Origin of the sequence: Methylorubrum sp. B1-46 (genome assembly GCF_021117295.1) — a bacterium.
Lineage (GTDB): Bacteria > Pseudomonadota > Alphaproteobacteria > Rhizobiales > Beijerinckiaceae > Methylobacterium.
Window position 1 is genome coordinate 1,651,804 of record NZ_CP088247.1, and the last position, 23,814, is coordinate 1,675,617.

Genomic DNA, 23,814 nt, shown 5'->3' on the forward strand with positions numbered 1-23,814 from the left:
TCGCGCGCGGCATCCCTACCCGCGTGAGATGATCTCGCGGATGCGCAGGCCGAGCGTTTCGACCACGAACGGCTTGGTCAGCACCGCCATGCCCGGTTCGAGCTGGCCGTTGCCCACCGCCGCGTTCTCGGCGTAGCCGGTGATGAACAGCACCTTGAGATCGGGGCGGGTGACGCGGGCGGCATCGGCCATCTGGCGGCCGTTCATGCCGCCGGGGAGCCCGACATCGGAAATGAGCAGGTCGATGCGCACGTCCGATTGCAGCACTTGGAGGCCCGAGGCGCTGTCGGCCGCCTCGATCGCGGTGTAGCCGAGATCCTCCAGAACCTCGGTCACCAGCATCCGCACCGTCGGCTCGTCATCGACCACGAGCACCGTCTCACCCTGCTCGGCGCGGGGCGCGTCAACCAGGGCTCCGAGCGCGTCCGGCGACTCGGCCTCGCCGTGGAAGCGGGGAAGATAGATGCAGACCGTCGTGCCCTGGCCGACCTCCGAGTAGATCCGCACCTGCCCGCCGGTCTGCTTGGCGAAGCCGTAGATCATCGACAGTCCGAGCCCGGTGCCCTGCCCGGTGGGCTTGGTCGTGAAGAACGGGTCGAACGCCTTGGCCCGGACGTCCGGGCTCATGCCGGTGCCGGTATCGGTCACGCACAGCGAGAGATAAGGGCCGGGCATCACCTCGTGCTGGCGCGCGGCGCGCGGATCGAGCCACGTGTTGGCGGTCTCGATGGTGATGCGCCCCCCCTCCGGCATCGCGTCGCGGGCGTTGATGCAGAGGTTCAGGAGCGCGTTCTCGAGTTGCGGCGGATCGACCAGGGAGGGCCAGAGCCCGGCCGCGCCGACGACATCGATGGTGATGGTGGGGCCGACCGTGCGGCGGATCAGATCCTCCATCCCCATCACCAGCCGGTTCACGTCGGTCGGCCGCGGGTCGAGGGTCTGACGCCGTGAGAAGGCGAGCAGGCGATGCGTCAGCGCGGCGGCGCGCTTGGCCGCTCCCTGAGCAGCGCCCATGTAGCGATCGACATCCTTGAGCCGCCCTTGGGCAATGCGGGTCTGCATCAGCTCCAGGCTGCCCGAGATGCCGGCGAGCAGGTTGTTGAAGTCGTGGGCGAGCCCGCCGGTGAGCTGGCCGACCGCCTCCATCTTCTGGCTCTGGCGCAGGGCCTCCTCGGCCTCGGCCAGAGCGCGGGCCTGCTCCCGGATCGCGGTCACGTCGCGCACCGAGGCGTAGATGAGGCCCTGGCGCGGCACGGTGTTCCAGGAGAACCAGCGGTAGCCGCCGTCGCGGGCGCGGTAGCGGTTCTCGAAGCCGAGCTGCATCTCGCCGCGGGCGAGGGCGGCGGCGGCCTCACGCGTCCGCTCCCGATCGTCGGGGTGGATGAAGTCGAGGAAGGGGACCGCCTTCAGCTCGGCCTCGCTCCAGCCCAGCGTGGCGCTCCAGGCCGGGTTGAGGCTGACGAAGCGGCCCTCGAAATCGGCCACGGCCAGAAGGTCGCTCGACGCCTGCCAGATCTGGTCGCGCTCGGCGGTGCGCGCGGCGACCTGCTCCTCCAGCGTCTCGTTGAGCCGGCGCAGGAGCACGATCGCCCGGTCGCGCTCCTCCGCCACGGCGCGGCGCTCCTCCACGTCGATGAGGACGCCGGGGAAGCTCAGCGGCGTGCCGTCGGGGCCGTGATCGACCCGGCCGTTGGCCTCGATCCAGTAATAGCGCCCGTCGGCCCGCCGCACCCGGTACTGGTGAGCGTAGGCGCCGCCGCGTGCGATGGCGGCGTTGATCGCCTCCGCCAGCGCCGCCTTGTCGTCGGGATGAACCGTCTCGACCACCTGGGCGAGGCTTAGGCCCTCGCGGCCGAGCGCCGGATCGAGGCCGAAGGCGCGGGCGAAGGCCTCGTCCACGGTGAAGCGGTCGGTCGTCAGATCCCAGAGCCACGTGCCGACGATGGCGCCGGCCGAGAGCGCGAGCTGGACCCGCTCGGCGTTCACGCGGGCGAGCGCCTCGCTCTCCCGCAGCCGCCGCTCGACCTCGATCCGCTCGGTCACATCGAGTTCGGCCACCACGCCGCCGACGATGGCGCCCGCGCGATCGCGGATCGGCGCGGCGTTGTTGAGGAAGAGCCGCCGCCCGCCGCCGTCGAACCGCTCGATCTCCACGAGTTCGCCGCGCACGGTCTCGCCGTTGAGGAGGGCGCGGGCCATGCCCCATTCCTCGGCGCTCAGGCGTTGGCCCGTCTCCGGCCAATAGCCGACCCACTCGCCGTAGCCCTCCCAGTTCGCGGTTTCCGGCGGCACGCCCCAGAGCTCGCGGTTGGCGGGGTTGTCGCGCACGATCCGCCCGTCGGCATCGGCGATGATGACGCCGACGGGCAGCCCCTCCAGGGTCGCCGTGAGGAAGGATTCGCTGCGGCGCAGGGCCGCCTCGCTCTCCCGCTGCCGAGCTTCGGTGCGGACGCGCTTGGTCGTCTCGTTGGTGAAGATGAAGAGGCCCGCGACGCGGCCCTCGCCGTCGAGAACCCGCGAGTAGGAGAAGCTCCACCACGTCTCGGCCTCGCCCCGATCGGTGGCGAGCTTCCACGGCAGGTCCTCGAAGCGGCGGCTTTTTCCGGCGAAGGCGTCGTCGATGATCGGCTTGGCCTGGTCCCAGCCATCCGCCCAGACCCGGTCGAAGCGCTCGCCCATGGCCCAGGACAGGCGCGGGCCGAGCAGCGGGAAGTAGGTGTCGTTGAAGAAGAAGTGTAGATCCGGCCCCCAGGCCAGGATCATGCTCTCGGGCGAGTTCAGGATGAGGCTGAGCGCGGTGCGCAGCGATTCCGGCCAAGTCTGCGGCGGGCCGAGGGGATGATCCGTCCAGTCGCGCTCGGCGATCATGCGGGCGGCTTCACCGCCGCCGGCCAGGAACGGAGGAAAGTCGGTCATGCCCGACCGGCTTTACACAGGTGAAGCCCGGTCAGACAGGGCCATCTCAGGTCAGGCCGCGCGCCCGCGCCGTCCCTCCACCAGCCACATCGCCAGCACGGCGGCGGCGAGCGCCACCAGTGCCCACAGGCCGATGCCGAGGGGATAGACCTCGACGCCGCGCACGGTGGCGCTGTCGCTCGGGCGGAAGCCGATCCAGTCGGCGCCGCCGAGCCGACCGCCGCGGGTGATCTGGAGCCGCGGCACGTCGAGACCGCCGCCCGCCGCCGCCACTCGGCGGATCGTACCGCCGGAGCCCTCGGCCACGCCCTTCAGCCGCTCGGTGTCACTGAACACGTCGGCGAGTTCGCGCGGGTTGGCCGGCCCGACGCTGACGAAGGCCACGAGGTTGCCGGAGCGGATGGTGTGAAGCCCGAGGCTCTCCGCCTCGAAGGTCGCGGTGAACAGGCCGGTCTCGGCCTTGGTCAGGTCGAGACTCCGCTCCTTTCCCGTCGGGCCGGTGATCGTGACGGGGCCGGCTTCCTCGGCCATAGTCTGGCGCTCGATGCGGACCTCGCGGCCGCGTCCCGTGGTCTGCGCGCGCAGGGCCTCCTCTTCGAGAGCCGGCTCCTTCATCAGCCAGTGGGCGAGGCGGCGCAGCAGGTCGAGATAGGGCCCGCCCTGCTGGTAGCCGCGGGCCCAGAGCCAGGCCTGATCCGACAGCATCAAGGCGACGCGGCCCTTGTCCTCGCGGGACAAAGCCAGGAGCGGCAGGCCGTTGGCGCCGGACAGGATCGGCTGCACGCCCGGCCGCGTCTGCGCCGAGACGATGCGCAGCCAGTCGCCCCAGGCCGGAGGGTTGGCCTCGGAGCCCGGCAGCGCCCGCGTGACGGGGTGGCGGTGGCCGGTCTCGGTGAGCGCGGCCTTGAAGGGCTGCTCGACGACCTTCATCGAGGGGTCGCCCGGCAGGATCGTTGCCAGCCGGGTGCGGGCGAGACTGGCGGGGCCGGCGAATTCCGGTCCGGCGGCGATGAGCAGCGCCCCGCCCTCGCGCACGTAGCGGACGATGTTGTCGAAATAGGCCTGCGGCAGCACGCTCTGGTTGGCGTAGCGGTCGAAGATGATGAGGTCGAAATCCTTGATCTTCTGAACGAACAATTCGCGGGTCGGGAAGGCGATCAGCGAGAGTTCGGAGATCGGCGTGCCGTCCTGCTTCTCCGGCGGCCTGAGAATCGTGAAGTGGACGAGATCGACGGAGGCGTCCGACTTCAGCAGGTTGCGCCAAGTGCGCTCGCCCTGGTGCGGCTCGCCGGAGACCAGCAGCACCCTGAGTTTTTCGCGGATACCCTCAATGGGGAGCACCGCGCGGTTGTTCACCGTGGTGAGTTCGCCCGGCAGCGGCTCGACCTCGATCTCGACCACGTTCGGGCCGCCATGCTCGATATGCGTGGTGAGCGAGAACGGCACGCCGGTCGCGATGCTCTGCCGGTCGATCTCCTCGCCGTCGCGGCGCACGGTGACGGTCGCCGTGCCGGTGCCGCCGCGCTCCATCACCTCGCCGCGCAAGGTCACGTCCTTGCCGACGATACCGAAGCGGGGGGCCTCCAGCATCTTGATCTGACGGTCGCGCTCGTCCGGCCGGCCGGTGACGAGGACGTGCAGCGGCGCCTTGAGCCCGAGGGCGCTGAGCGAGGCGGGGATGTCGTGCACCACGCCGTCGGTGAGCATCACCACGCCGGCGATCCGCTCCGGCGGCACGTCGGCGAGCGCCTGGGTCAGCGCGGTGAACAGCTTGGTGCCGTCATCGCCCTCCGAGCCCTGCGCGTCGCCGACTTCGATGAAGCGGGGCTCGATGTTCGTGAGCGTGCCGAAGCGGCGTTCCAGCTCGGCCTTGACCGCATCGGTCATGGCCGGGCGATCGCCGAGCGTCTGCGAGCCGGAGCGGTCGACGACGATGGCGGCCACGTCCTTCACCGGGTCGCGGTCCTCGCGCACCAGCGAAGGGTTGGCCAGCGCGAGCACGACGAGGCCGAGGGCCACCGTCCGCAGCAGAGCCGTGCGCCCGCGGGCGAGCACGGCGACGACCGCGAGGATCGCGGCGAGCACACCGAAGGCGGCGAGCACCGGCCAGGGGACGAGGGGGGTGAAGCTGAGGCTCAGCATGGGCTAGGGCCTCCTGTGATGAAGCGTAAAAACCCTCTCCCCACGTGCGAGGAGAGGGGAAAACACGAGAGAAACGGCGCAGCCATCACTGTCCCAACCGCTCCAGCAGGGCCGGCACGTGGACCTGATCGGCCTTGTAGTTTCCGGTCAGCGTGTAGATCACGATGTTGATGCCGCCGCGGAACGCCATCTCGCGCTGCCGCTGGTCGCCGTTCACGGGATAGAGCGGCTCGCCGTTGCGACCGAGCGCCCAGGCGGCCGCGAGGTCGTTGCCGGTGATGATGATCGGGGTGACGCCATCGCCGGCGCGCGCCGGGCGGCGCTCGCCGCCCTCGCCTGCGGGGGGAATCGTCTCGACCCAGGTCTGGCCTGTGCCGTAACGGCCGGGGAAGGCATCGACGAGGTAGAACGCCTTGGTCAGCACGTGGTCCTGCGGCACGGGCTCGAGTTCCGGCACTTCGAGGGTGGCGAGCATCTTGCGCAGATACGCCGTCTCCGGGGTCGGCGGACCGCCCGCGCGGGCGGTCTGGGCATCGCGGGTGTCGAAGATCACGGTGCCGCCGTTCCTCATGAAGGCGTCGATCTTGCGGATCGCCGCCTCGCTCGGCTGCGGGCGCCCAGCCACGATCGGCCAGTAGATCAGCGGGTAGAAGGCGAGTTCATCCTTCTCCAGGTTCAGGCCGGCGGGCTCGCCCGGCTCCAGGGCGGTGCGGGCGGCGAGCATCTGGCTCAGGCCCGACAGGCCAGCGCGACTCGCGGCATCGGTCGCCGCGTCGCCCGTGACGACGAAGGCGAGCCGCGTGGCGAGCGCCGATTCGATGCCGTTCGGCCGGTTGGCGGCCGGCTCCTGCGCCCGCACCGGCAAGGGGGTGCAGGCCAGCGCGAGGCCGACCAGCACCGGCAGAAGCAGGGCGGCCGGCGCCGCCTTCCCGGCTGAACCTCGGCTCAAACTGCGAAAAAAGCCGCCGAGCCAGAGGCCGGCCAGCGTGTCGAGGGCGAGCAGCGCCAGGGCGAGGCTGAACAGGAACGCGCGCAGGTCGAGCGTCTCGGCGCCCGCGAGCGAGCCCATCCGAGCGCCCCTGAGGCCGGTGAGATCGAGGGGTTCGAGTTTATCGCCCGGCACCAGCGCGTTGACCGCGATGCCGCCCTCCGCCGTGCCGTAGAAGCCCGGCGGATGCTCGGGGCCGGCGCGGTCGGCGAAGTCGGCGGGCACGGCGGTGGCGCTCGCCGGGGGGGAGCCGAGCGCGCCGAAACCATCGAGGGTCAGGCGCGGGGCGAGCAGCGCGGCTTTCGCCTGCCGCCCGTCGCCCTCGCCGAGCTTGGCCGAAGGGCCGGCGAGCCCGACCACCCGGCGCAGCATGTCCACGAACAGCCCCGAGAGCGGCAGGTTCGACCATGTGGTGTCGGCGGTCACATGGAACAGAACCACGAGCCCTTGCCCGCGCTTGCCCGCCGTGACGATCGGGGTGCCGTCCTGCAGTGCCGCCCAGGTCTTGCCCGGCAGATCGCCGTCGGGCTCGGCCAGAATCTGGCGGCGCACGCCGATATCGGCGGGCGGGTTGAGGCCGGCGAACGGGCTCTCGGGGGCGAAGGCGGCGAGCGTCTTCGGCCGGTCCCAGGACAGGGTGCCGCCGAGCGAACGCCCGCCCCGGCGCAGGCGCACCGGCACCAGCGGATCGTTGCCGGCGGCGAGCCGCGGCCCGGCGAAGCGCAGGAGCAGCCCGCCCTCGTCCACGAATTTTTCCACCCGCGCGAGGGTGCGCTCGTCGAGGGCGCCGACATCGGCCAGCGCCAACACCGAGACCTGATTGTCGAGCATCTCGCCGATGGATTCAGCCGTGCCCTGGCCGGGGCGGGGCTGCTGCACGTCGGCGAAGGGGGTCAGCGCCTTGGCGAGGTAGTAGGTCGGCGCGAGCAGCGGCTGAGCCTGATCGAGCGTGCCGCCGAAAACGAGGCCGACCCGACGGCGCTTGCCGCGCTCGTCCATCAGCACCACGGCGCCGGCCGAGCGCTCGCCTTCGATTTCCAGGCGGGCGATGGCGTTGCGCAGCTCTACCGGCAGGTCGAAGCTGACGCTCGTCGCCCGCGCCTCGGGCGGGAGCGTGAACCGGCTCTCGGCGAGCGGCAGGCCCTTCTGATCGAGGGCCCGCACCAGCCCGGTATCGCGGCCATTGGCTTCGGCCCGCAGCACCTGCGCCGAGAGTTTTTCGCCCGGCTGCACCGGCGAGCCTTCGAGGGCCAGCGCCGGGGCGCGCTCGGCCTTCAGCACGGATACCGCGCTGCCGTGGCGGCTCGCCCGTTCGCCGAGCCCTGTCGCGAAATCGCCGCTGCCCGCGCCGCGCACGCCGTCGCTGATCCAGACGATCGAGGCGCCGGGCATCCGCTCCAGGAAGGTACCGATCGAGGCCAGATGCGCGTCACGGTCGCCGAGATGCGGGCGCGGCTGGATCGCCCGCAGGCGTTCCAGGGCCGCGGCCGGGGTCTTCGCCTCGAAGGGTGCGGGCGCCTCGGCGCTCGCGACCAGGGCCACCGGACGCCCATCACGCGCGGCGGCCTCGATCTCGTCGGTGGCCGCGCGCAGGCGCTCGCGCCAATCGTGGGCGGCGACGACCCCGTTGTCGAGGATGAGGAGAAGGGGGTTGCGTCCCGCGGCGGCGCCGATGCCGCCGGGATTCCACACCGGTCCCGCCACCGCGAGGATCAGGCAGGCGGCGGCCAGGATGCGTAAGACCAGCAGCCACGGCGGGGTGCGGGCCGGAGTCTCGCGCTTCGGCAGCAGATCGGCCACCAGCGCCAACGGCGGGAAGGCGATGCGGCGCGGGCGCGGCGGCGTGACCCGCAGCAGCACCCACAGCGCCGGCAGCGCGACGAGGGCGGCCAGCGCGAGAGGGGCGGCGAAAGTGAGCGGAATCCCGAGCAATGCGGTTCGCCTTTCAGCCGAGCCCGCGCGCGGCGGCGACAAGAGTGAGGACGCGCAGGGCCGCCTCGCTCGCCGGCCGGTCGGTGCGGTGGATCGTCAACGTCCAGCCCCGCTGCCGGGCGATCTCGGACAGGCCGTCGCGGTGCGCCGCGATGCGGCTCCGGTAGGTCTCGCCCCAGGCGCCCGCCTCGCCGATATCGAGGCTCGCTCCGCTTTCCGGATCGTGCAGCACGGCCTGGCCGGTGAAGGGGAAGGTCTCCTCCACCGGATCGACCACCAGCACGAGGTGGCCGCGGTTGCCGTGGACGGAATTGGCCTGCACCGACTCGCGCACCCGGTCGAGGGGAGTGAGAAAGTCGCTCACCAGCACGGCCTCGTCGAAGCGGCCGGGCCGCGCCGGCGGCGGCAGGTCCTGACTCAGCCCGGCCCGGTCGTTGACCAGCGCCTGGGCCAGGGTCTCGACGATGCCGCGCGCGGCCGTCGCGCGGGTGAGCCCGAGCAGGCCGACGCGCTCGCCGCCCTCCACGAACGTGTCGGCGAGCGCCAGCCCGAGCACCAGGGCCCGCTCGACCTTCGAGGTCTGGGCCAGGTCCGAGGCGAAGCCCATCGAGGCGGAGCGGTCAATCCAGATCCAGATGTTGTGGGCGGCCTCCCACTCGCGCTCGCGTACGTAGAGCCGGTCGTCGCGGGCCGAGCGGCGCCAGTCGATGCGTGCCGCCGCCTCGCCGGTGACGAAGGGGCGGAACTGCCAGAAGCTCTCGCCCGGCCCGGCGCGGCGGCGTCCGTGCAGGCCGTGCGCCAGGGTGCCGGAGACGCGGCGCGATTCCAGCACGAGCCGCGGCATCACCTCGGCGAGCGCGAGCGCACCGCCGGTCTGCGCGCCGCCGGGGCGGCGGCTCTCGGCCTCGACGAGCCGGGTGGAGGCCATCCGCGCGGAACTCAGAGCTTGGCGGCGAGCTGGCCGATCAGGCCGGTCACCGTCTCGCCGTCGGCGCGCGCCGCGAAGGTGACGGCCATGCGGTGCTTGAGCACCGGTTCGGCCAGCGCCTTCACGTCGGCCACAGAAGGGGCGACGCGGCCCTCGATCAGCGCGCGGGCGCGGACAGCCAGCGTCAGCGCCTGGCTCGCGCGGGGGCCGGGCCCCCACAGCAGCTTCTTCGCGATGGCCGGATCGCCACCCTCGGGGCGGGCCGAGCGGACGAGGTCGAGGATGGCGTCGACCACGGCATCGCCCACCGGCAGGCGCCGCACGAGGCGCTGCGCCGTGAGCAACTGCTCGGTGTTCATCACCGCCCTCGCTCGCGCGTCCTCGACGCCGGTCGTCTCGATGAGGATGCGGCGCTCGGCGGCGCGGTCGGGATAGCCGACATCGATCTCCAGCAGGAAGCGGTCGAGCTGTGCCTCGGGCAGCGGGTAGGTGCCCTCCTGCTCGATCGGGTTCTGCGTCGCCAGCACGTGGAAGGGCCGCGGCAGGTCGTGGCGCTCGCCCGCCACCGAGACGAAATGCTCCTGCATCGCCTGGAGCAGGGCCGATTGCGTGCGCGGGCTGGCCCGGTTGATCTCGTCGGCCATCAGGAGCTGGGTGAAGACCGGTCCCTTGACGAAGCGGAAGGAGCGGCGGCGCTCGGCATCCTCGTCGAGAATTTCGGTGCCGAGGATGTCGGAGGGCATCAGGTCCGGCGTGAACTGCACCCGGCGGGCGTCGAGCCCGAGTACGGTGCCCAGCGTCTCGACCAGCTTGGTCTTGGCGAGGCCGGGGAGGCCGACGAGCAGGCCGTGGCCACCGGCCAGGATGGTGACCAGGGCCAGATCGACGATCTTCTCCTGGCCGAAGATGACCCCGTGGATCGCCTCCCGCGCCTCGTGAATCGCGGCGAGGCAGGTCTCGGCGGTGGCGACGATCCCGTCGTCGAGGCTCGTCGTGCTGGCCGGTCCGGCGCCCTGTGCCATGAAGTGAACCTTGCGATGACCGGGCGCGGGGCCCGAAAGTGCCTGAGTCTGGCGCCGAACGCGGGCCGAACGCAAGCGCGGCGCTGCCGCGCGGCAGTTCGGCACTATATGGGCGGTCCAGGCGCGGCGGGCAGGACGCCCGCGACATCGTGCATCGCGGGGGCCGAGACCTCCGCAATTCGGGGAGGCAAGATCGGATGACGGACGAGGAGCGCGCGGCCTTTCCGGAGGGGTGGGAGGCCTTCACCGATCCCGGCTTCATCGCTCATGTCGGGCCGGTCTATCACCGCACGGCCGGCGGTCGGAAGGAATTCGCCTTCCGCACCGACGAGCGGCACGGCAACCTCGTCGGCATCGTCCATGGCGGCATGCTGCTGACCTTCGCCGACCGGGCGCTCAGCATCGTCGTGCGCGACGCCTGCGAGGGGGCGCGGGCCGTGACCATCGAGATGTCGAGCCAGTTCGTCGGCGCGGCGCAGATCGGCGACCTGATCGAGACCGTCCCGGAAATCGTGCGCAAGACCGCCTCCCTCGTCTTCGTGCGCGGCACGCTGACCAGCGGCGGCCGGCCGCTGGCGGCGGTGACGGGAATCTGGAAGGTTCTGCGGGACAAGCCCGGCGGCAAGTCATGACCCAGCCTCCCTCCGACGATCCGGCTTTGGCCCGCCTCAGCGCCGCCCTCGGCGAGGTCGGCCAACGCGGCCTGCCGCCGGTGGAGCGCTGGAACCCGGAGCATTGCGGCGTGATCGACATCCGCATCGCGGCCGACGGGACGTGGTTCCACAACGGCTCGCCGATCCGCCGGCCGAAGCTCGTGAAGCTCTTCGCCTCGATCCTGCGCAAGGAGCCGGACGGCTCGACCGTGCTCGTCACCCCCGCCGAGCGGGTGCGCATTCAGGTCGACGACGCGCCCTTCGCCGCCGTCGAGATGGCGGTGGAGGGCGAGGGTGAGGGCCGGCGCATCGCCTTCCGCACCACCGTGGACGACCTCGTGCCGGCCGATGCCGACCACCCGATCCGCTTTGCCGACGGGGCGGACGGGCTCAAGCCCTATCTCCATGTCCGCCGCGACCTCTGGGCCCTGGTGAGCCGCCCCCTGACCTACGACCTCGTGGAGATGGGCGAGGAGCGCGAAATCGACGGGCAGGCGTGGTTCGGCCTCTGGGCCGGGGGCCATTTCCACCGCATCGCCCCCGCCAGCGAGGGCGCATGAGGCTGGCCGAGGCGGCGGGGTCTGTGGAAGGCGCGTCCGCGAACGTGTTCGGCCTCGACGGCTTCCTCGCGCGGGCGGAGACCCGCCTGAGCCACGTGCCGCCGGGGCCGGGCGTGCCGCTGTCGAACCCGCGCGGCGACCACGACCTCCAGCCGGAGGGCTTCGCCGTCGCGCCGGCCACGCCTCACCGGGCGGCCGCCGTGCTGGTTCCGGTGATCGACCGCCCGGACGGCGTGACGCTGCTGTTTACGAAACGGGCTGCGCATCTGCGCGACCATTCGGGGCAGGTCGCCTTCCCCGGTGGCAAGGTCGATCCCGAGGACACCTCGCCGATCGACACCGCTCTGCGCGAGGCGCAGGAGGAGATCGGCCTGGAGAGCGGGGCGGTGCGACCGCTCGGCTATCTCGATCCCTATCTCTCGGGCACCGGCTTCCTCGTGATGCCGGTCGTCGGCCTCGTGGCGCATGAGGCCGTTCTCACCCCGAACCCGGCGGAGGTAGCGGCCGTGTTCGAGGTGCCGCTCGCCTTCCTGATGGATCCGGCGCGGCATCTCGTCCGTTCGGCGGAATGGAAGGGCCGGACGCGCTATTTCTACGCCATCCCCTTCGCGGAGCACCTGATCTGGGGCGTCACGGCGGGGATCGTGCACAACCTCCAAGAACGTCTTTACCCCTGAAGGTCTTTACCCCTGAACGCCTTGACGCCTGACAGGCCCCTCGCGGCCCCTTGCAGATCGCAGTCTTGATGCTCCGCCTCGTCCTCCAGGAAATCCTCCTGTTCTCCCTGCCCTTCCTCGCCTTCGCGGCGTGGCTGCTGCTCGCCCGGCGCTCGCCGCTCGACCATGCGGAGTGGAAGCCGCAATGGACGCGGCTGGTGCTGGCCGGACTGTTCATCGTCATCGCCTCCCTCGTCATGACCGGCCTGACCGGGGAACGCACCCAGGATGGCTACGAGTTGCCCCGCTTCGAGAACGGTCGGCTGGTGCCGGGCCATTTCCGATGAGCGCCGACTCGTTGCCCCCTCCCCTTGCCGCGGACGGCCCCGCCCGCCTCCTGGCGCGGGAAGGCGTGCAGGCCTGCCTCGCGGCGCTCGACGGGCCGGGGGAGGAGACGCGCCTCGTCGGCGGTTGCGTGCGCGACGCGCTGCTCGGCGCGAGCGTCAGCGACATCGATCTCGCCACCACGCTTCTGCCCAAGGCGGTGATGGCGCGCGCCCGCGCCGCCGGAATCAAGGCGGTTCCGACCGGCATCGAGCACGGCACGATCACCCTCGTCGTCGAAGGGCAGCCGCACGAGGTGACGACCCTGCGCGAGGATGTGGAAACCGACGGGCGCCACGCGGTGGTGCGCTTCGGCCGCGATTTTTCGCGCGATGCCGAGCGGCGCGATTTCACCATCAATGCACTCTCGCTCGACGCGCAGGGCCGCCTGCACGACACGACCGGAGGCGTGGCCGACCTCGCCGCGGGCCGGGTGCGCTTCATCGGCGAGGCCGCGACCCGCCTGCGCGAGGATGCCCTGCGGCTCCTGCGCTTCTTCCGCTTCCATGCCCGCTACGGACACGGCGCGCCCGACCCGGAGGGCCTCCTCGCCGCCATCGCCGCCCGCGACAGCCTGGATCGGCTCTCGCGGGAGCGGGTGCGCGCCGAGTTCCTGAAGCTGCTGCTCGCACCCCGCGCGGTCGAGGCGGTGGCCTCGCTCAGCGAGACCGGTCTGCTGCTGCGCATCCTCGGCGGCGTCGGCGAACTCGGTCGCTTCGCCCGCAGCGCGGCGGCCGAGCCGGGCCTCGATGCCGTCGCCCGCTTCGCGGCGCTCGCCGTGCGCACGACCGAGGATGCGGACCGGCTGCAGGAAAGCCTCCGCCTGTCCCGGGCCGAGCATACCCGCCTCACCGCTTACGCCGCGGCGCTCGCGATTCTCCACGACCGGCCGGTGATCGCGGCGGAGGCGGTGCCGGCCCTAGTCGCGACCCACGGCGCCGGGCCGCTGCGCGCGGTCCTCACCGCCCTCGACGGTGAGCCGCGCCCGCTCGTGACAGCCGAGGCGCGGGCAACGCTCGACCGGATGGAGGCTTCGGGCACGCAGCCCGTCTTCCCTGTGGCGGGTGCCGACCTCGTGGCGCGCGGCGTGCCGCCGGGCCGGGCGGTCGGAGCAGGGTTGCGGGCCGCCCGGACGCTGTGGCTCGCCAGCGGCTGCCCGGCGGATGCGCAGGCGCGGGAACGGCTGATCGCGCGGGCGCTGGAGGTGGCAGGGACGCCCTAGGACGGAATCCGCTCGGTTCGCTTCGCCTCTGCGCCGTCGTCGCGAGCGAAAGCGAAGCCCCGCTCCGCGAGGGCGCAAGACTTCCGCAAAAACAAACAAGTCTTCCGCAAAGACAAAAAAGGCGCCGGTTTCCCGGCGCCCTGCAAAATCCGAAACTCCGAAACGGATCAGAGGCTCAGCGTGTGCTTGGCTTCCTGCATCTGGACGATCTGAGCGTTCAGGGCCTCGCGCTTGGCGTAGTCCTGGGTCGCGTCGCGGGCCAGCTCCGCCGCCTCGATCTCCTTGTCGAGCATGGCGGGGGTCAGCTCCTCGATCGGCGCGGCGCGCTCGGCGAGCACCGTCACGGAGGTCGGCCCGATATCGGCGAAGCCGCCCTGGACGTAGATGCGCTTGCCGTTACCCGCCGTCTCGGTGACGGTGATGACGCCGACCTTAAGAGCGGTCAGCACCGGGGCGTGGCCCGGCAGCACGGTCATCTCGCCCTCGGCGCCGGGAAGCTGAACCGCCTCGACCTCACCGGAATACAGCGTCCGCTCGGGGCCGACGAAATCGAACTGGAAGGTGGCCATGCGTCAGGTGTCCGCGAGAGGTTGAGCGGTGCGCCGACCGGATCGGTTCCGCGCACCGGGTTGGAAGCGTCGGCCGTGGTTAGGCGGCGAGCTTCTTGGCCTTCTCCTGGGCCTCCTCGATGGAGCCGACCATGTAGAAGGCGGCCTCCGGCAGGTCGTCGTACTTGCCCTCGACCAAGCCCTTGAAGCCCTTGATCGTGTCTTCGAGCGCGACGAGCTTGCCCGGCGAGCCGGTGAACACCTCGGCGACGTGGAACGGCTGGCTGAGGAAGCGCTCGATCTTGCGGGCACGGGCCACCGTCAGCTTGTCCTCTTCCGAGAGCTCGTCCATGCCCAGGATCGCGATGATGTCCTGGAGCGACTTGTAGCGCTGCAGGGTCTGCTGGACGCGGCGGGCGACGTCGTAGTGCTCCTCACCGAGGATCGCCGGCGAGAGCATGCGCGAGGTGGAGTCGAGCGGGTCCACGGCCGGGTAAATGCCCTTCTCGGCGATCGAGCGCGAGAGCACGGTCGTGGCATCGAGGTGGGCGAACGAGGCGGCGGGCGCCGGGTCGGTCAGGTCGTCGGCCGGCACGTAGATCGCCTGCACCGAGGTGATCGAGCCCTTGGTGGTGGTGGTGATGCGCTCCTGCAGGGCGCCCATGTCGGTGGCCAGCGTCGGCTGGTAGCCCACCGCGGAGGGGATGCGGCCCAGAAGCGCCGACACTTCGGAGCCCGCCTGCGTGAAGCGGAAGATGTTGTCGACGAAGAACAGCACGTCCTGGCCCTCGTCGCGGAACTGCTCGGCGATGGTCAGGCCGGTCAGCGCCACGCGGGAGCGGGCGCCGGGCGACTCGTTCATCTGGCCGTAGACGAGCGCGCACTTGGAGCCCTCGGCCGAGCCGTTGTTCTCCTTGGGGTTCTTGTTGACGTTGGACTCGATCATCTCGTGGTAGAGATCGTTGCCCTCACGCGTCCGCTCGCCCACGCCGGCGAACACCGAGTAGCCCGAGTGGGCCTTCGCGATGTTGTTGATCAGCTCCATGATCAGCACGGTCTTGCCGACGCCGGCGCCGCCGAACAGGCCGATCTTGCCACCCTTAGCGTAGGGGGCGAGCAGGTCCACCACCTTGATGCCGGTGACGAGGATCTGCGCCTCGGTCGACTGCTCGTCGTAGGACGGGGCCGGCTGGTGGATGGCGCGGTAGGTGTCGGCCTGGATCGGGCCGGCCTCGTCGATCGGCTCGCCGATGACGTTCATGATGCGGCCGAGGGTGTTGTGGCCGACCGGCACCCGGATCGGCGCGCCGGTGTCGGAGACCTCCTGGCCGCGCACAAGGCCTTCCGAGGTGTCCATGGCGATGCAGCGGACGGTGTTCTCGCCGAGCTGCTGCGCCACCTCGAGCACGAGGCGGTTGCCCTGGTTCTTGGTCTCCAGCGCGTTCAGGATCTCCGGCAGGTAGCCGTCGAACTGCACGTCGACCACGGGGCCGATGACCTGGGTGATGCGGCCCTTGGCATTGGTGGCCGGGGAAGCGGTGTTCGCCATTGCGATATGTCCTCTTAAGCGGCGGTCAGAGCGCTTCCGCGCCCGAAATGATCTCGATGAGTTCCTTGGTGATCATGGCCTGACGCGTGCGGTTGTAGACCAGCGTCTGCTTCTTGATCATCTCGCCCGCGTTGCGGGTGGCCGAATCCATGGCGCTCATGCGCGCGCCCTGCTCGGAGGCGGCGTTTTCCAGGAGCGCCCGGAAGACCTGGACGGTGAGGTTCTTCGGCAGCAGCGTCTCGAGGATGGTCTCCTCGTTCGGCTCGAACTCCATCGCCGCGTCCGATCCGGCCGCCTTGGCGGCGGTCGCGTCGGTCTGCGGCAGCTCGGCCGGGATGATCCGCTGCGCGGTCGGGATCTGCGAGATGACGGAGCGGAACTCGGAGTAGAACAGGGTCGCCACGTCGAACTCGCCGGCCTCGAAACGGGCGAGGATGTCGTCGGCGATTTCGGCGGCGAAGGGATAATCGACCGGCCGGTTGCCGCGGATATCGCGCGAGGCGATAATCTGGTCGCGGAACTGGCGGCGCAGGATATCGAGGCCCTTCTTGCCGACCGTGATGATCTTCACGGTCTTGCCCTCGGCCATCAGCCGGTTGGCGTGGTCGCGGGCTAGACGCGCGATCGACGAGTTGAACGCGCCGGCCAAGCCGCGGTCGCCGGTGCAGACGACGAGCAGGTGGACCTGATCCCGGCCCGTGCCGGAGAGCAGGCGCGGGGCGCCGACGCCGCCGATCAGGTTGCCGGCGAGGTTGCCGAGCACCTGGGCCATCTTCTCGGCGTAGGGGCGGCCGTTCTCGGCGGCGTTCTGGGCGCGCCGCAGCTTGGCGGCGGCGACCATCTGCATCGCCTTGGTGATCTTCTGCGTCGCCTTCACCGAGGTGATGCGGTTGCGCAGATCCTTCAAACTCGGCATCGGCGGATTTCCAGATCGCTCGCGGACGTCTCGGCGACGGCCGCCCTCCGGAGAAAGCGGCCGTCCGGCATTACTTTTCTAATCGACGCCTTACGCGAACGACTTGGCGACGGTCTCGATCACGCCCTTGAGCGTGTTGGCGTTGGCGTCCGACAGGTCCTTGGAGTCGCGCACCGAGTCGAGCCAGTCCTGGTGCTTCGAGCGCAGCGTGTTCAGGAGCTGGTCCTCGAAGGGACGGACTTGGTTGACCGGGAGCTTGTCGAGGTAGCCGTTGACGCCGGCGTAGATCACCGCGACCTGCTCTTCCATCTTCAGCGGCGAGAATTGCGGCTGCTTCAGGAGCTCGGTCAGGCGGGCGCCGCGGTTGAGCAGGCGCTGGGTCGAGGCATCGAGGTCAGAGCCGAACTGCGCGAAGGCAGCCATCTCGCGGTACTGCGCCAGCTCGCCCTTGATCTTGCCGGCGACCTTTTTCATCGCCTTGGTCTGGGCCGAGGAGCCGACGCGCGAGACCGAGAGGCCGACGTTCACCGCCGGGCGAACGCCCTGGTAGAACAGGTCGGTCTCAAGGAAGATCTGGCCGTCGGTGATCGAGATCACGTTGGTCGGGATGTAGGCCGAGACGTCGTTGGCCTGGGTCTCGATCACGGGGAGCGCGGTGAGCGAACCCTTGCCGGCGGCGTCGCCCATCTTGGCGGCGCGCTCGAGCAGGCGCGAGTGGAGGTAGAACACGTCGCCCGGATAGGCCTCGCGGCCCGGCGGGCGGCGCAGGAGCAGCGACATCTGGCGGTAGGCCACCGCCTGCTTGGACAGGTCGTCATAGACGATCACGGCGTGCATGCCGTTGTCGCGGAAATACTCGCCCATGGCGCAGCCGGCGAACGGCGCGATGAACTGCATCGGCGCGGCGTCCGAGGCGGTGGCGGCGATGACGATGGAGTATTCCATCGCGCCCTGGTCCTCGAGGACCTTCACGAACTGGGCGACGGTGGAGCGCTTCTGGCCGATGGCGACGTAGACGCAGTAGAGCTTGGCGTTCTCGTCGGTGCCCGAATGGGCCGGCTTCTGGTTGAGGATGGTGTCGAGCGCGATCGCGGTCTTGCCGGTCTGGCGGTCGCCGATGATCAGCTCGCGCTGGCCGCGACCGACGGGGATCAGGGCGTCGATCGCCTTGAGGCCGGTGGCCATCGGCTCGTGCACGGACTTGCGCGGGATGATGCCCGGCGCCTTCACGTCGACGCGGCGGCGCTCGGTCGACTGGATCGGGCCCTTGCCGTCGATCGGGTTGCCGAGGCCGTCGACCACGCGGCCGAGCAGGCCTTTGCCAACCGGTACGTCCACGATGGCGCCGGTGCGCTTGACGGTCTGGCCTTCCTTGATCTCGCGGTCGGAGCCGAAGATCACGACGCCGACATTGTCCTGCTCGAGGTTGAGGGCCATGCCGCGCACGCCCGACTCGAACTCGACCATCTCACCGGCCTGGACGTTGTCGAGGCCGTAGACGCGGGCGATGCCGTCGCCGACGGCGAGCACCTGCCCGACTTCCGTCACTTCGGCCTCCTGGCCGAAATTCTTGATCTGCTCTTTCAGGATCGCGGAGATCTCGGCGGCGCGGATGTCCATCGTCGGGCCTCTTTAAAGGTCGGGTGCGTGTCTGTTCGGGTGTCGGGTCGGTCGCGAGGGGACAGGCCCCTCAGCGGGCTTCCCGCATGGCGAGACGGATGCTGTTGAGCTTGGTCCGGAGCGAGGCATCGACCATGCGCGAGCCGATCTTGACGACGATGCCGCCGATCAGGCTCGGGTCGATGTGGAGGTCGAGATCGACCTCGGACTTGGCGACGTCGCGCAGCGAGGCCTTGATCTCCTCGATCACGGCGTCGGAGGGCTTCTCCGCCACGCGGACCTCGGCGCGGACGATGCCCTTGGCCTCGCGCACCTGCTCGCGATAGGCGCGGATCATGTCCGGCAGGGCGAAGAGGCGGCGGTTGGCGGCCGAGAGCTTGATGAAGTTGGCGGCCAGCCCCGAGATGCCGGCGCGGTCGAGCAGGGCGCTCACGGCGGCCGTCTGCTCCTCGGCCGAGAAGGCCGGGCTCTTCACGAGGCGGCGGAGATCCGCGCTCTCGCGATAGAGTGCGTCGAACGCATCGAGGTTCTTGGCAACGTCGTCGACCTGACCCTCGTCGCGGGCCAGCTCGTACAGGGCCAAAGCGTAGCGGCCCGCCACACCAGCCAGCAGGGGACCCTCGGAACCGTTCTGCGCCACCCGTCGCTCTCTCTTATCCTTGCCCGCCGGTCCTTCTCGCCCGCCGGATCCGGCGGTGCCTCAAAGTCCGTGGGGATTGGAATTGCACCGGGCTCGGAAGGCCTTGAACGGTCTCCCCGCGGCGCGGCTGTCGCCTAGCATGCGATCCGGGGGGGCGCAAGGCAACGTTAGGGCCATGGTTGAGCCTTCGTCCGGCGTGAGCGCATGGACGGAACGCCGGCTCAGATCGTTTCGCGCGAGCGTTGTCCGATCCGGGCCGGCCCTTCGCCGTCAGATCCAGCCCTGCAATTCCCGCCGGACCATGTGCTCGATCACCCGCATGCCGAGGTCGGAATCGTTGAGGCAGGGAATGAAGGCATACTTCTCGCCGCCGTTCTCCTCGAAATAGTGGCGGTTCTCGCCGTCGAGTTCCTCCAGCGTCTCCAGGCAGTCGGCGGTGAAGCCCGGTGCCACGATCGCCATGCGCTTGACGCCGGATTTCGCCAGCGCCTGCACGGTCTCATCGGTGTAGGGCTTGAGCCATTCCTCGTTGCCGAAGCGCGACTGGAAGGTCACTCGCATCTGCTCGGGGGTGTAGCCCATCGCCTCGCGGATCAGCCGGCCGGTCTTGAGGCACTGGCAATGGTAGGGGTCGCCCTTGAGCAGGTAGCTCTTCGGCACGCCGTGGAACGAGGTGAGAATCACCTCCGGCTCGAAGTCCAGCTTGGCCAGCCCCTCGCGGATCGAATCCGCCATGGCTTGGATGTAGACGGGATCGTCGTGATAGGGCGGCGAGACCCGCACGGTCGGCTGCCAGCGCATCTGCATCAGCGCCTTGAAGGCCTGGTCGCAGGCGGTGGCCGAGGTCGCGGCCGCGTATTGCGGATAGAGCGGCACGAGCAGGATGCGGTCGCAGCCCTGGTCGAGCAGTGCCTGGATGCGAAGGCTCACCTCCGGCTTGCCGTAGCGCATCGCCCAGTCGACCACGACCGAGTCGCCCATCGCCGCCTGCAGTTTCTCGCACTGGCCGCGGGTGATGGTCTTGAGCGGACCCTCGTCGCGCTCGTTGTTCCAGATGCTGGCGTAGTCGCGGCCCTTCGGCCCCGGCCGCTTGGTCAGGATGATGAGGTTGAGGAGCGGCCACCAGATCAGCCGCGGTACCTCGATCACCCGGCGGTCGGAGAGGAACTCCTTGAGATAGCGGCGCATCGGCCAGTAGCTCGTGCCCTCGGGGGTGCCGAGATTCATCAAGAGCACACCGACGCGGCCGGTCTTCACCGCCGGGTGGTCGGGCGGCAGGGCGGTGGGCGCGACCTTCACGGGGTTGCGCAGAAGGGTTGCGGGTTCGACGCGTTCGTTCATCGGGTTTCCGGTCACGGGCGTCCCGCCTTCCTCAACGCGGCCTCAATGCGGCAAGCGATCCGGTTGTGCGGGCCGGCCGTTCGATCTAGAGCAGGCGGCTTTCCAAGGCCAAGATTCTCCGAAGTTCCGCTCGGAGCGTCCGGCCTTTATCTTGCGCAAACCCTTTGCCCGAAATCGCTCCGGAGGCCAGCGCGACATGCCGTCCCCCCGCTACTTCCTGAAGCACTTCGTGCCGTTCACCGGCTACCCCTACGAGGGGGCGCCGGCCGCGTGCAACCTGTGCGGATGCCGCGACGCCGTCACCGTGGCCGAGACCGACCGGCGGCTCAAGACCCTGCGCTCGATCGCCTGCACCCAGTGCGGCCTGATCCGCACCGACCCGATGCCGACGCCGGACGAGCTGGCGGAGTATTATGCGAGCGCCTACCGGGCCGACTACCAGCTCGCCTTCGCCGGCGGCCCGCCGCGCCACCACCTCAACCGCTCGGCCCGCGAGGCGAAGTTCCGCGCCGACCTGCTGGCGCCGAAGCTGAAGGCGGGCGCGCAGCTGCTCGATTTCGGCTCGGGGTCGGGCGAGTTCCTGGCGGAAGCCAAGAGCCGCGGCTGCGAGGTGATCGGCGTCGAGCCGGGCCGCGACTACGCGACCTATGCGCGGACCCATCACGGCGTCGAGGTGCTCGACGAGGCCGAGGACCCGAACCGCTTCCCCGCCGGCCATTTCGACGTGATCTCGACGCACCACGTGCTCGAGCATCTGCGCAACCCGGCCGAGACGATGGAGCGGCTGGCCCGCTGGCTGAAGCCCGACGGCATCCTCTACGCCGCGGTGCCGAACATGGCCGCCACCGGCAAGCCGCCGCACGAGCGCTTCCACTTCGCCCATGTCCACGGCTACGTCCGCGAGACCTTCGACCTGCTCGCCCGCCGCGCCGGCCTCGTGCCGCATACCGAGTACTGGCGCGAGGACACCACGGTGGTCTACCGCAAGACCGACGCGCCCGCCGTGCCGCTGACGAATCCCGGCCTCGCCGACCGGCTCGCCGTTGATCTGAAGCCGATGTCGGCGGGGCTCTACTTCGCCTCGGGCGCCTGGATCTGGCCGGCGCTGCGACGCAACGCCAAGGCGGTGCGCGACGGCATGGCCAAGGACGGAGTGGCCAAACGCTGAGCCGGTGATGCGCCCGACCCGTCGGCAGACCGTCGCCGGGCTCGGCGCCAGTGTCTTGGCGGCCGGCACCGGGGCGGCGCTCGCGGGCGCGCCGACCTTCACCCTGCTCCTCGTCAACGACATCTACGCGATGGAGGCGGTGGAGGGGCGCGGCGGTTTCGCCCGTCTCAACGCGGTGGTGAAGGCCGAGCGCGCCCGCGGCGTGCCGCTGCTCTACGCCCATGCCGGCGACAGCTTCTCGCCCTCGCTGATGTCGGGCTTCGACCGGGGCGCGCATATCGTCGAACTCCTGAACCTGGCGCCGCCCGACGTGTTCGTGCCGGGCAATCACGAGTTCGATTTCGGACCGGCCGTCTTCGCCGAGCGCCGCAACGAGGCCCGCTTCCCGTTCCTCGCCGCCAACCTGCGCGGGCCGGCCGGCGAACGACTGCCCGGTCTTGAGGATGCGCGGCTGATCGAACTCGGCGGCATCCGCGTCGGCCTTGTCGGCATCGCCCTGCAATCGACGCCGGAAAAATCGCAATCGGGAAATCTGCGTTTCGGCCCCGAGATCGAGACCCTGGCCCGCGAGGCGGACACCTTGCGCAAGGCTGGCGCGCAGATGATCGTCGGCATCGCCCACACGGCGCGGGTGACCGACGACGCGATCATGCGGGCGCGCCTCGTCGACATCCTGCTCTCGGGCCACGACCACGACCTCTGCGTCCGCGACGACGGGCAGGCGGTGCTGGTCGAATCGAGCCACGACGCCCACTCCGTCACGGCCATCGACGTCTTCGTCACCCCGCGAGCCGACGGCACGGTGCGCTGGCGCGCCGCCTTCCGCATCCACGACACCGCCGAGGTGACCCCCGATCCGGAAACGGAGGCCGTGGTGCGGCGGCTCGCGGGCGAGCTGTCGCGGGAGCTCGACGTCGTGCTCGGCACGACGGAGGGGCCGCTCGACAGCCGCATCGCCACGGTGCGGGCGCGGGAGGCGAGCTTCGGCGATCTCGTCGCCGACGCGGTGCGGGCGGGCACGGGCGCCGAGATCGGCCTGATGAACGGAGGCGGCATCCGCGGCGACCGGCTCTACCCGGCCGGCGCGAGCCTCACCCGGCGCGACATCCTCAGCGAACTGCCCTTCGGCAACACCACCGTGCTCGTGGCGATCGACGGGGCGACCCTGCGGGACGCCCTGGAGAACGGGTATCGCGATCTCGGACGCACCTCCGGCCGGTTCCTGCAGGTCTCAGGCGTCGACGTGATCCTGGACCCGAAGGCTCCGCCCGGCCGGCGCGTCGTCTCGGCGAGGGTGGGCGGGGCGCCCCTCGACGAGGCCCGCACCTACCGCGTGGCGGCCAACGATTTCATGCTGGGCGGCGGCAACGATTACGGGATGCTAGCCAAGGGCCGCGTCCTGATCGGCGGCACCGATGGGACGCTGCTGGCGAACACGGTGATGGCCTATATCCGCGTCCACGCACCGCTCCCGGCCGAGACCGGGGGACGGATTCGGGTTCTGCCATAGGGGATTTCGCGTGACCGGACCCGTCGAAGCCGCGCTCGAAGCGTTCCGCGCCAGCGGCTCCCCCTGGCTCGACCTGCCGTTCTTCCGAGAGGGCGCGGCGGATCGGGTCGCGCAAAAGGTCAATGCCCGCGTCGCCGCCGGGGCGACGGTGCTGCCGGAACCCGCGGCGATCTTCCGGGCGCTGACGCTGACGCCCCTGCCCGCCGTGAAGGCGGTGATCCTCGGCCAGGACCCCTACCCGACGCCGGGCGACGCCAACGGGCTGGCCTTCTCCTATGTCGGCCCGCGTCGCCTGCCGGCTTCGCTCAAGGTGATCCTGGCCGAACTGGCCCCCGAGGGGGAGACGCCCGACCTCTCCAGCGGCGACCTCACGCCCTGGGCGGAGCGCGGCGTGCTGCTCCTGAATTCGGCGCTCACGACGGAGGCCGGCAAGGCCGGTGCGCATCTGCGGCTCGGCTGGGCGCAGCTCACCGACGAGGCGGTGGCCGCCGTCTCCGGCCGCGCGGAGCCGACGGTGTTCCTGCTCTGGGGTGCCCAGGCCCGCGCCCGCGAGGCGCTGATCGACACGGGCCGCCACGGCATCGTCGCCTCGGGTCACCCCTCGCCGCTCAACCGCGCGCGGGATTTTCCGGGATCGCGCCCGTTCGACCGGGCGAATGCGTGGCTCGAAGCGCAGGGCCGCGCGCCGATCGACTGGCGGCTGCGTCAGGGCTGAACCCATCTCGCCGCGACGATTCAAGCGGCCGCTTCCGAGCCTGCTTGGGTCGTCAGAGGCCCTGCTTGCCGGCAATCCGATCCGGCCCTCCGGGCGGACCGAACAGGCCGGAAGGGTTCCTCCCCTTCACGGCAGGCGTTCGTCCGCAGCTCGGTGCGGCAGAGCTCCCTCGAACAAGGCCTTTCGGCGGCCAGCGAGGCGGGGGGTGCGACTCCGACGGGACCGGAGCACGCCGGCAGATCCGTCCGTCCCTGCGTGGATCCGAGAGGGGCCGTCGAGGAAAGGACGGCGCCCTTCGGCAGGCTCGCCCGGACCCAGCTTCCTCACGCGTAAAAGTGCAGCAGCATCGTTGAGAAAAATACAACCATCGTGCGATTTCAAGGATCCTGTCCGGCATCACGAGC

The 23,814-nt window shown here is 70.5% G+C and carries 19 protein-coding genes; 8 read left to right on the forward strand and 11 right to left on the reverse strand.

The window, feature by feature from the left end:
• Window positions 1–15: 15 nt before the first annotated feature.
• The 5 genes from LPC10_RS07765 to LPC10_RS07785 form a co-directional block, all read right to left on the reverse strand.
• Window positions 16–2,916 (reverse strand): PAS domain S-box protein, encoded by a 2,901-nt coding sequence (locus LPC10_RS07765; protein WP_231346177.1) that lies wholly within the window; start codon window positions 2,914–2,916, stop codon window positions 16–18.
• Window positions 2,917–2,967: 51 nt separating this feature from the next.
• Window positions 2,968–5,058, reverse strand: coding sequence for a hypothetical protein (locus tag LPC10_RS07770; protein WP_231346178.1), 2,091 nt, complete (start codon window positions 5,056–5,058; stop codon window positions 2,968–2,970).
• Window positions 5,059–5,143: 85 nt separating this feature from the next.
• Window positions 5,144–7,978 (reverse strand): DUF4159 domain-containing protein, encoded by a 2,835-nt coding sequence (locus LPC10_RS07775; RefSeq protein WP_231346179.1) that lies wholly within the window; start codon window positions 7,976–7,978, stop codon window positions 5,144–5,146.
• Window positions 7,979–7,991: 13 nt separating this feature from the next.
• Window positions 7,992–8,906, reverse strand: coding sequence for a DUF58 domain-containing protein (locus tag LPC10_RS07780; RefSeq protein WP_231346180.1), 915 nt, complete (start codon window positions 8,904–8,906; stop codon window positions 7,992–7,994).
• A gap of 11 nt (window positions 8,907–8,917) precedes the next feature.
• On the reverse strand, window positions 8,918–9,928 hold the full coding sequence (locus LPC10_RS07785; protein ID WP_231346181.1) for a MoxR family ATPase: 1,011 nt from the start codon (window positions 9,926–9,928) through the stop codon (window positions 8,918–8,920).
• Between the two features lie 197 nt (window positions 9,929–10,125).
• On the opposite strand from LPC10_RS07785, the gene LPC10_RS07790 reads away from it, so the two are divergent.
• From LPC10_RS07790 to LPC10_RS07810, 5 genes are all read left to right on the forward strand, one after another.
• On the forward strand, window positions 10,126–10,560 hold the full coding sequence (locus LPC10_RS07790; RefSeq protein WP_231346182.1) for a PaaI family thioesterase: 435 nt from the start codon (window positions 10,126–10,128) through the stop codon (window positions 10,558–10,560).
• Window positions 10,557–11,141: a DUF1285 domain-containing protein gene (locus LPC10_RS07795; RefSeq protein ID WP_231346183.1), complete on the forward strand. Its 585-nt coding sequence runs from the start codon at window positions 10,557–10,559 to the stop codon at window positions 11,139–11,141. Before LPC10_RS07790 ends, LPC10_RS07795 begins: the two co-directional genes overlap by 4 nt.
• Window positions 11,138–11,818: a CoA pyrophosphatase gene (locus tag LPC10_RS07800; protein ID WP_231346184.1), complete on the forward strand. Its 681-nt coding sequence runs from the start codon at window positions 11,138–11,140 to the stop codon at window positions 11,816–11,818. The genes LPC10_RS07795 and LPC10_RS07800 overlap by 4 nt, the downstream gene beginning before the upstream one ends.
• 68 nt (window positions 11,819–11,886) lie before the next feature.
• Window positions 11,887–12,144 (forward strand): DUF6111 family protein, encoded by a 258-nt coding sequence (locus LPC10_RS07805; RefSeq protein WP_231346185.1) that lies wholly within the window; start codon window positions 11,887–11,889, stop codon window positions 12,142–12,144.
• Entirely contained in the window at window positions 12,141–13,403 is a 1,263-nt protein-coding gene (locus LPC10_RS07810) for a CCA tRNA nucleotidyltransferase (RefSeq protein WP_231346186.1), read from the forward strand. Before LPC10_RS07805 ends, LPC10_RS07810 begins: the two co-directional genes overlap by 4 nt.
• Window positions 13,404–13,570: 167 nt before the next feature.
• Here the strand turns inward: LPC10_RS07810 and LPC10_RS07815 are convergent, their stop codons facing one another.
• The 6 genes from LPC10_RS07815 to hemH all read right to left on the reverse strand — a co-directional run bounded on the left by LPC10_RS07815 (window position 13,571) and on the right by hemH (window position 20,017).
• Window positions 13,571–13,972, reverse strand: a complete 402-nt coding sequence (locus LPC10_RS07815; protein ID WP_108939453.1) for a F0F1 ATP synthase subunit epsilon — start codon at window positions 13,970–13,972, stop codon at window positions 13,571–13,573.
• Window positions 13,973–14,051: 79 nt separating this feature from the next.
• Entirely contained in the window at window positions 14,052–15,500 is a 1,449-nt protein-coding gene (gene atpD / locus LPC10_RS07820) for a F0F1 ATP synthase subunit beta (RefSeq protein ID WP_231346187.1), read from the reverse strand.
• 25 nt (window positions 15,501–15,525) lie between these two features.
• Window positions 15,526–16,416 carry a F0F1 ATP synthase subunit gamma gene (locus LPC10_RS07825; RefSeq protein WP_231346188.1) on the reverse strand — a complete coding sequence of 297 codons (891 nt, stop codon included), beginning with the start codon at window positions 16,414–16,416 and terminating at the stop codon, window positions 15,526–15,528.
• Window positions 16,417–16,506: 90 nt separating this feature from the next.
• Window positions 16,507–18,036: a F0F1 ATP synthase subunit alpha gene (atpA, locus tag LPC10_RS07830; protein ID WP_231346189.1), complete on the reverse strand. Its 1,530-nt coding sequence runs from the start codon at window positions 18,034–18,036 to the stop codon at window positions 16,507–16,509.
• Between the two features lie 70 nt (window positions 18,037–18,106).
• The gene (locus tag LPC10_RS07835; RefSeq protein ID WP_231346190.1) at window positions 18,107–18,676 is read right to left on the reverse strand and encodes a F0F1 ATP synthase subunit delta; all 570 of its coding nucleotides are present in this window, start codon (window positions 18,674–18,676) and stop codon (window positions 18,107–18,109) included.
• A gap of 270 nt (window positions 18,677–18,946) precedes the next feature.
• Window positions 18,947–20,017 (reverse strand): ferrochelatase, encoded by a 1,071-nt coding sequence (gene hemH / locus LPC10_RS07840; protein ID WP_231346191.1) that lies wholly within the window; start codon window positions 20,015–20,017, stop codon window positions 18,947–18,949.
• A gap of 196 nt (window positions 20,018–20,213) precedes the next feature.
• On the opposite strand from hemH, the gene LPC10_RS07845 reads away from it, so the two are divergent.
• Genes LPC10_RS07845 through LPC10_RS07855 form a run of 3 tightly spaced genes read left to right on the forward strand, consistent with a single transcriptional unit; the run spans window position 20,214 to window position 23,410 of the window.
• Window positions 20,214–21,185, forward strand: coding sequence for a bifunctional 2-polyprenyl-6-hydroxyphenol methylase/3-demethylubiquinol 3-O-methyltransferase UbiG (locus tag LPC10_RS07845; RefSeq protein WP_133087962.1), 972 nt, complete (start codon window positions 20,214–20,216; stop codon window positions 21,183–21,185).
• 7 nt (window positions 21,186–21,192) lie between these two features.
• Window positions 21,193–22,695: a bifunctional UDP-sugar hydrolase/5'-nucleotidase gene (locus LPC10_RS07850; protein WP_231346192.1), complete on the forward strand. Its 1,503-nt coding sequence runs from the start codon at window positions 21,193–21,195 to the stop codon at window positions 22,693–22,695.
• Window positions 22,696–22,705: 10 nt separating this feature from the next.
• Entirely contained in the window at window positions 22,706–23,410 is a 705-nt protein-coding gene (locus LPC10_RS07855) for a uracil-DNA glycosylase (protein WP_231346193.1), read from the forward strand.
• The last annotated feature ends 404 nt before the right edge of the window (window positions 23,411–23,814 follow it).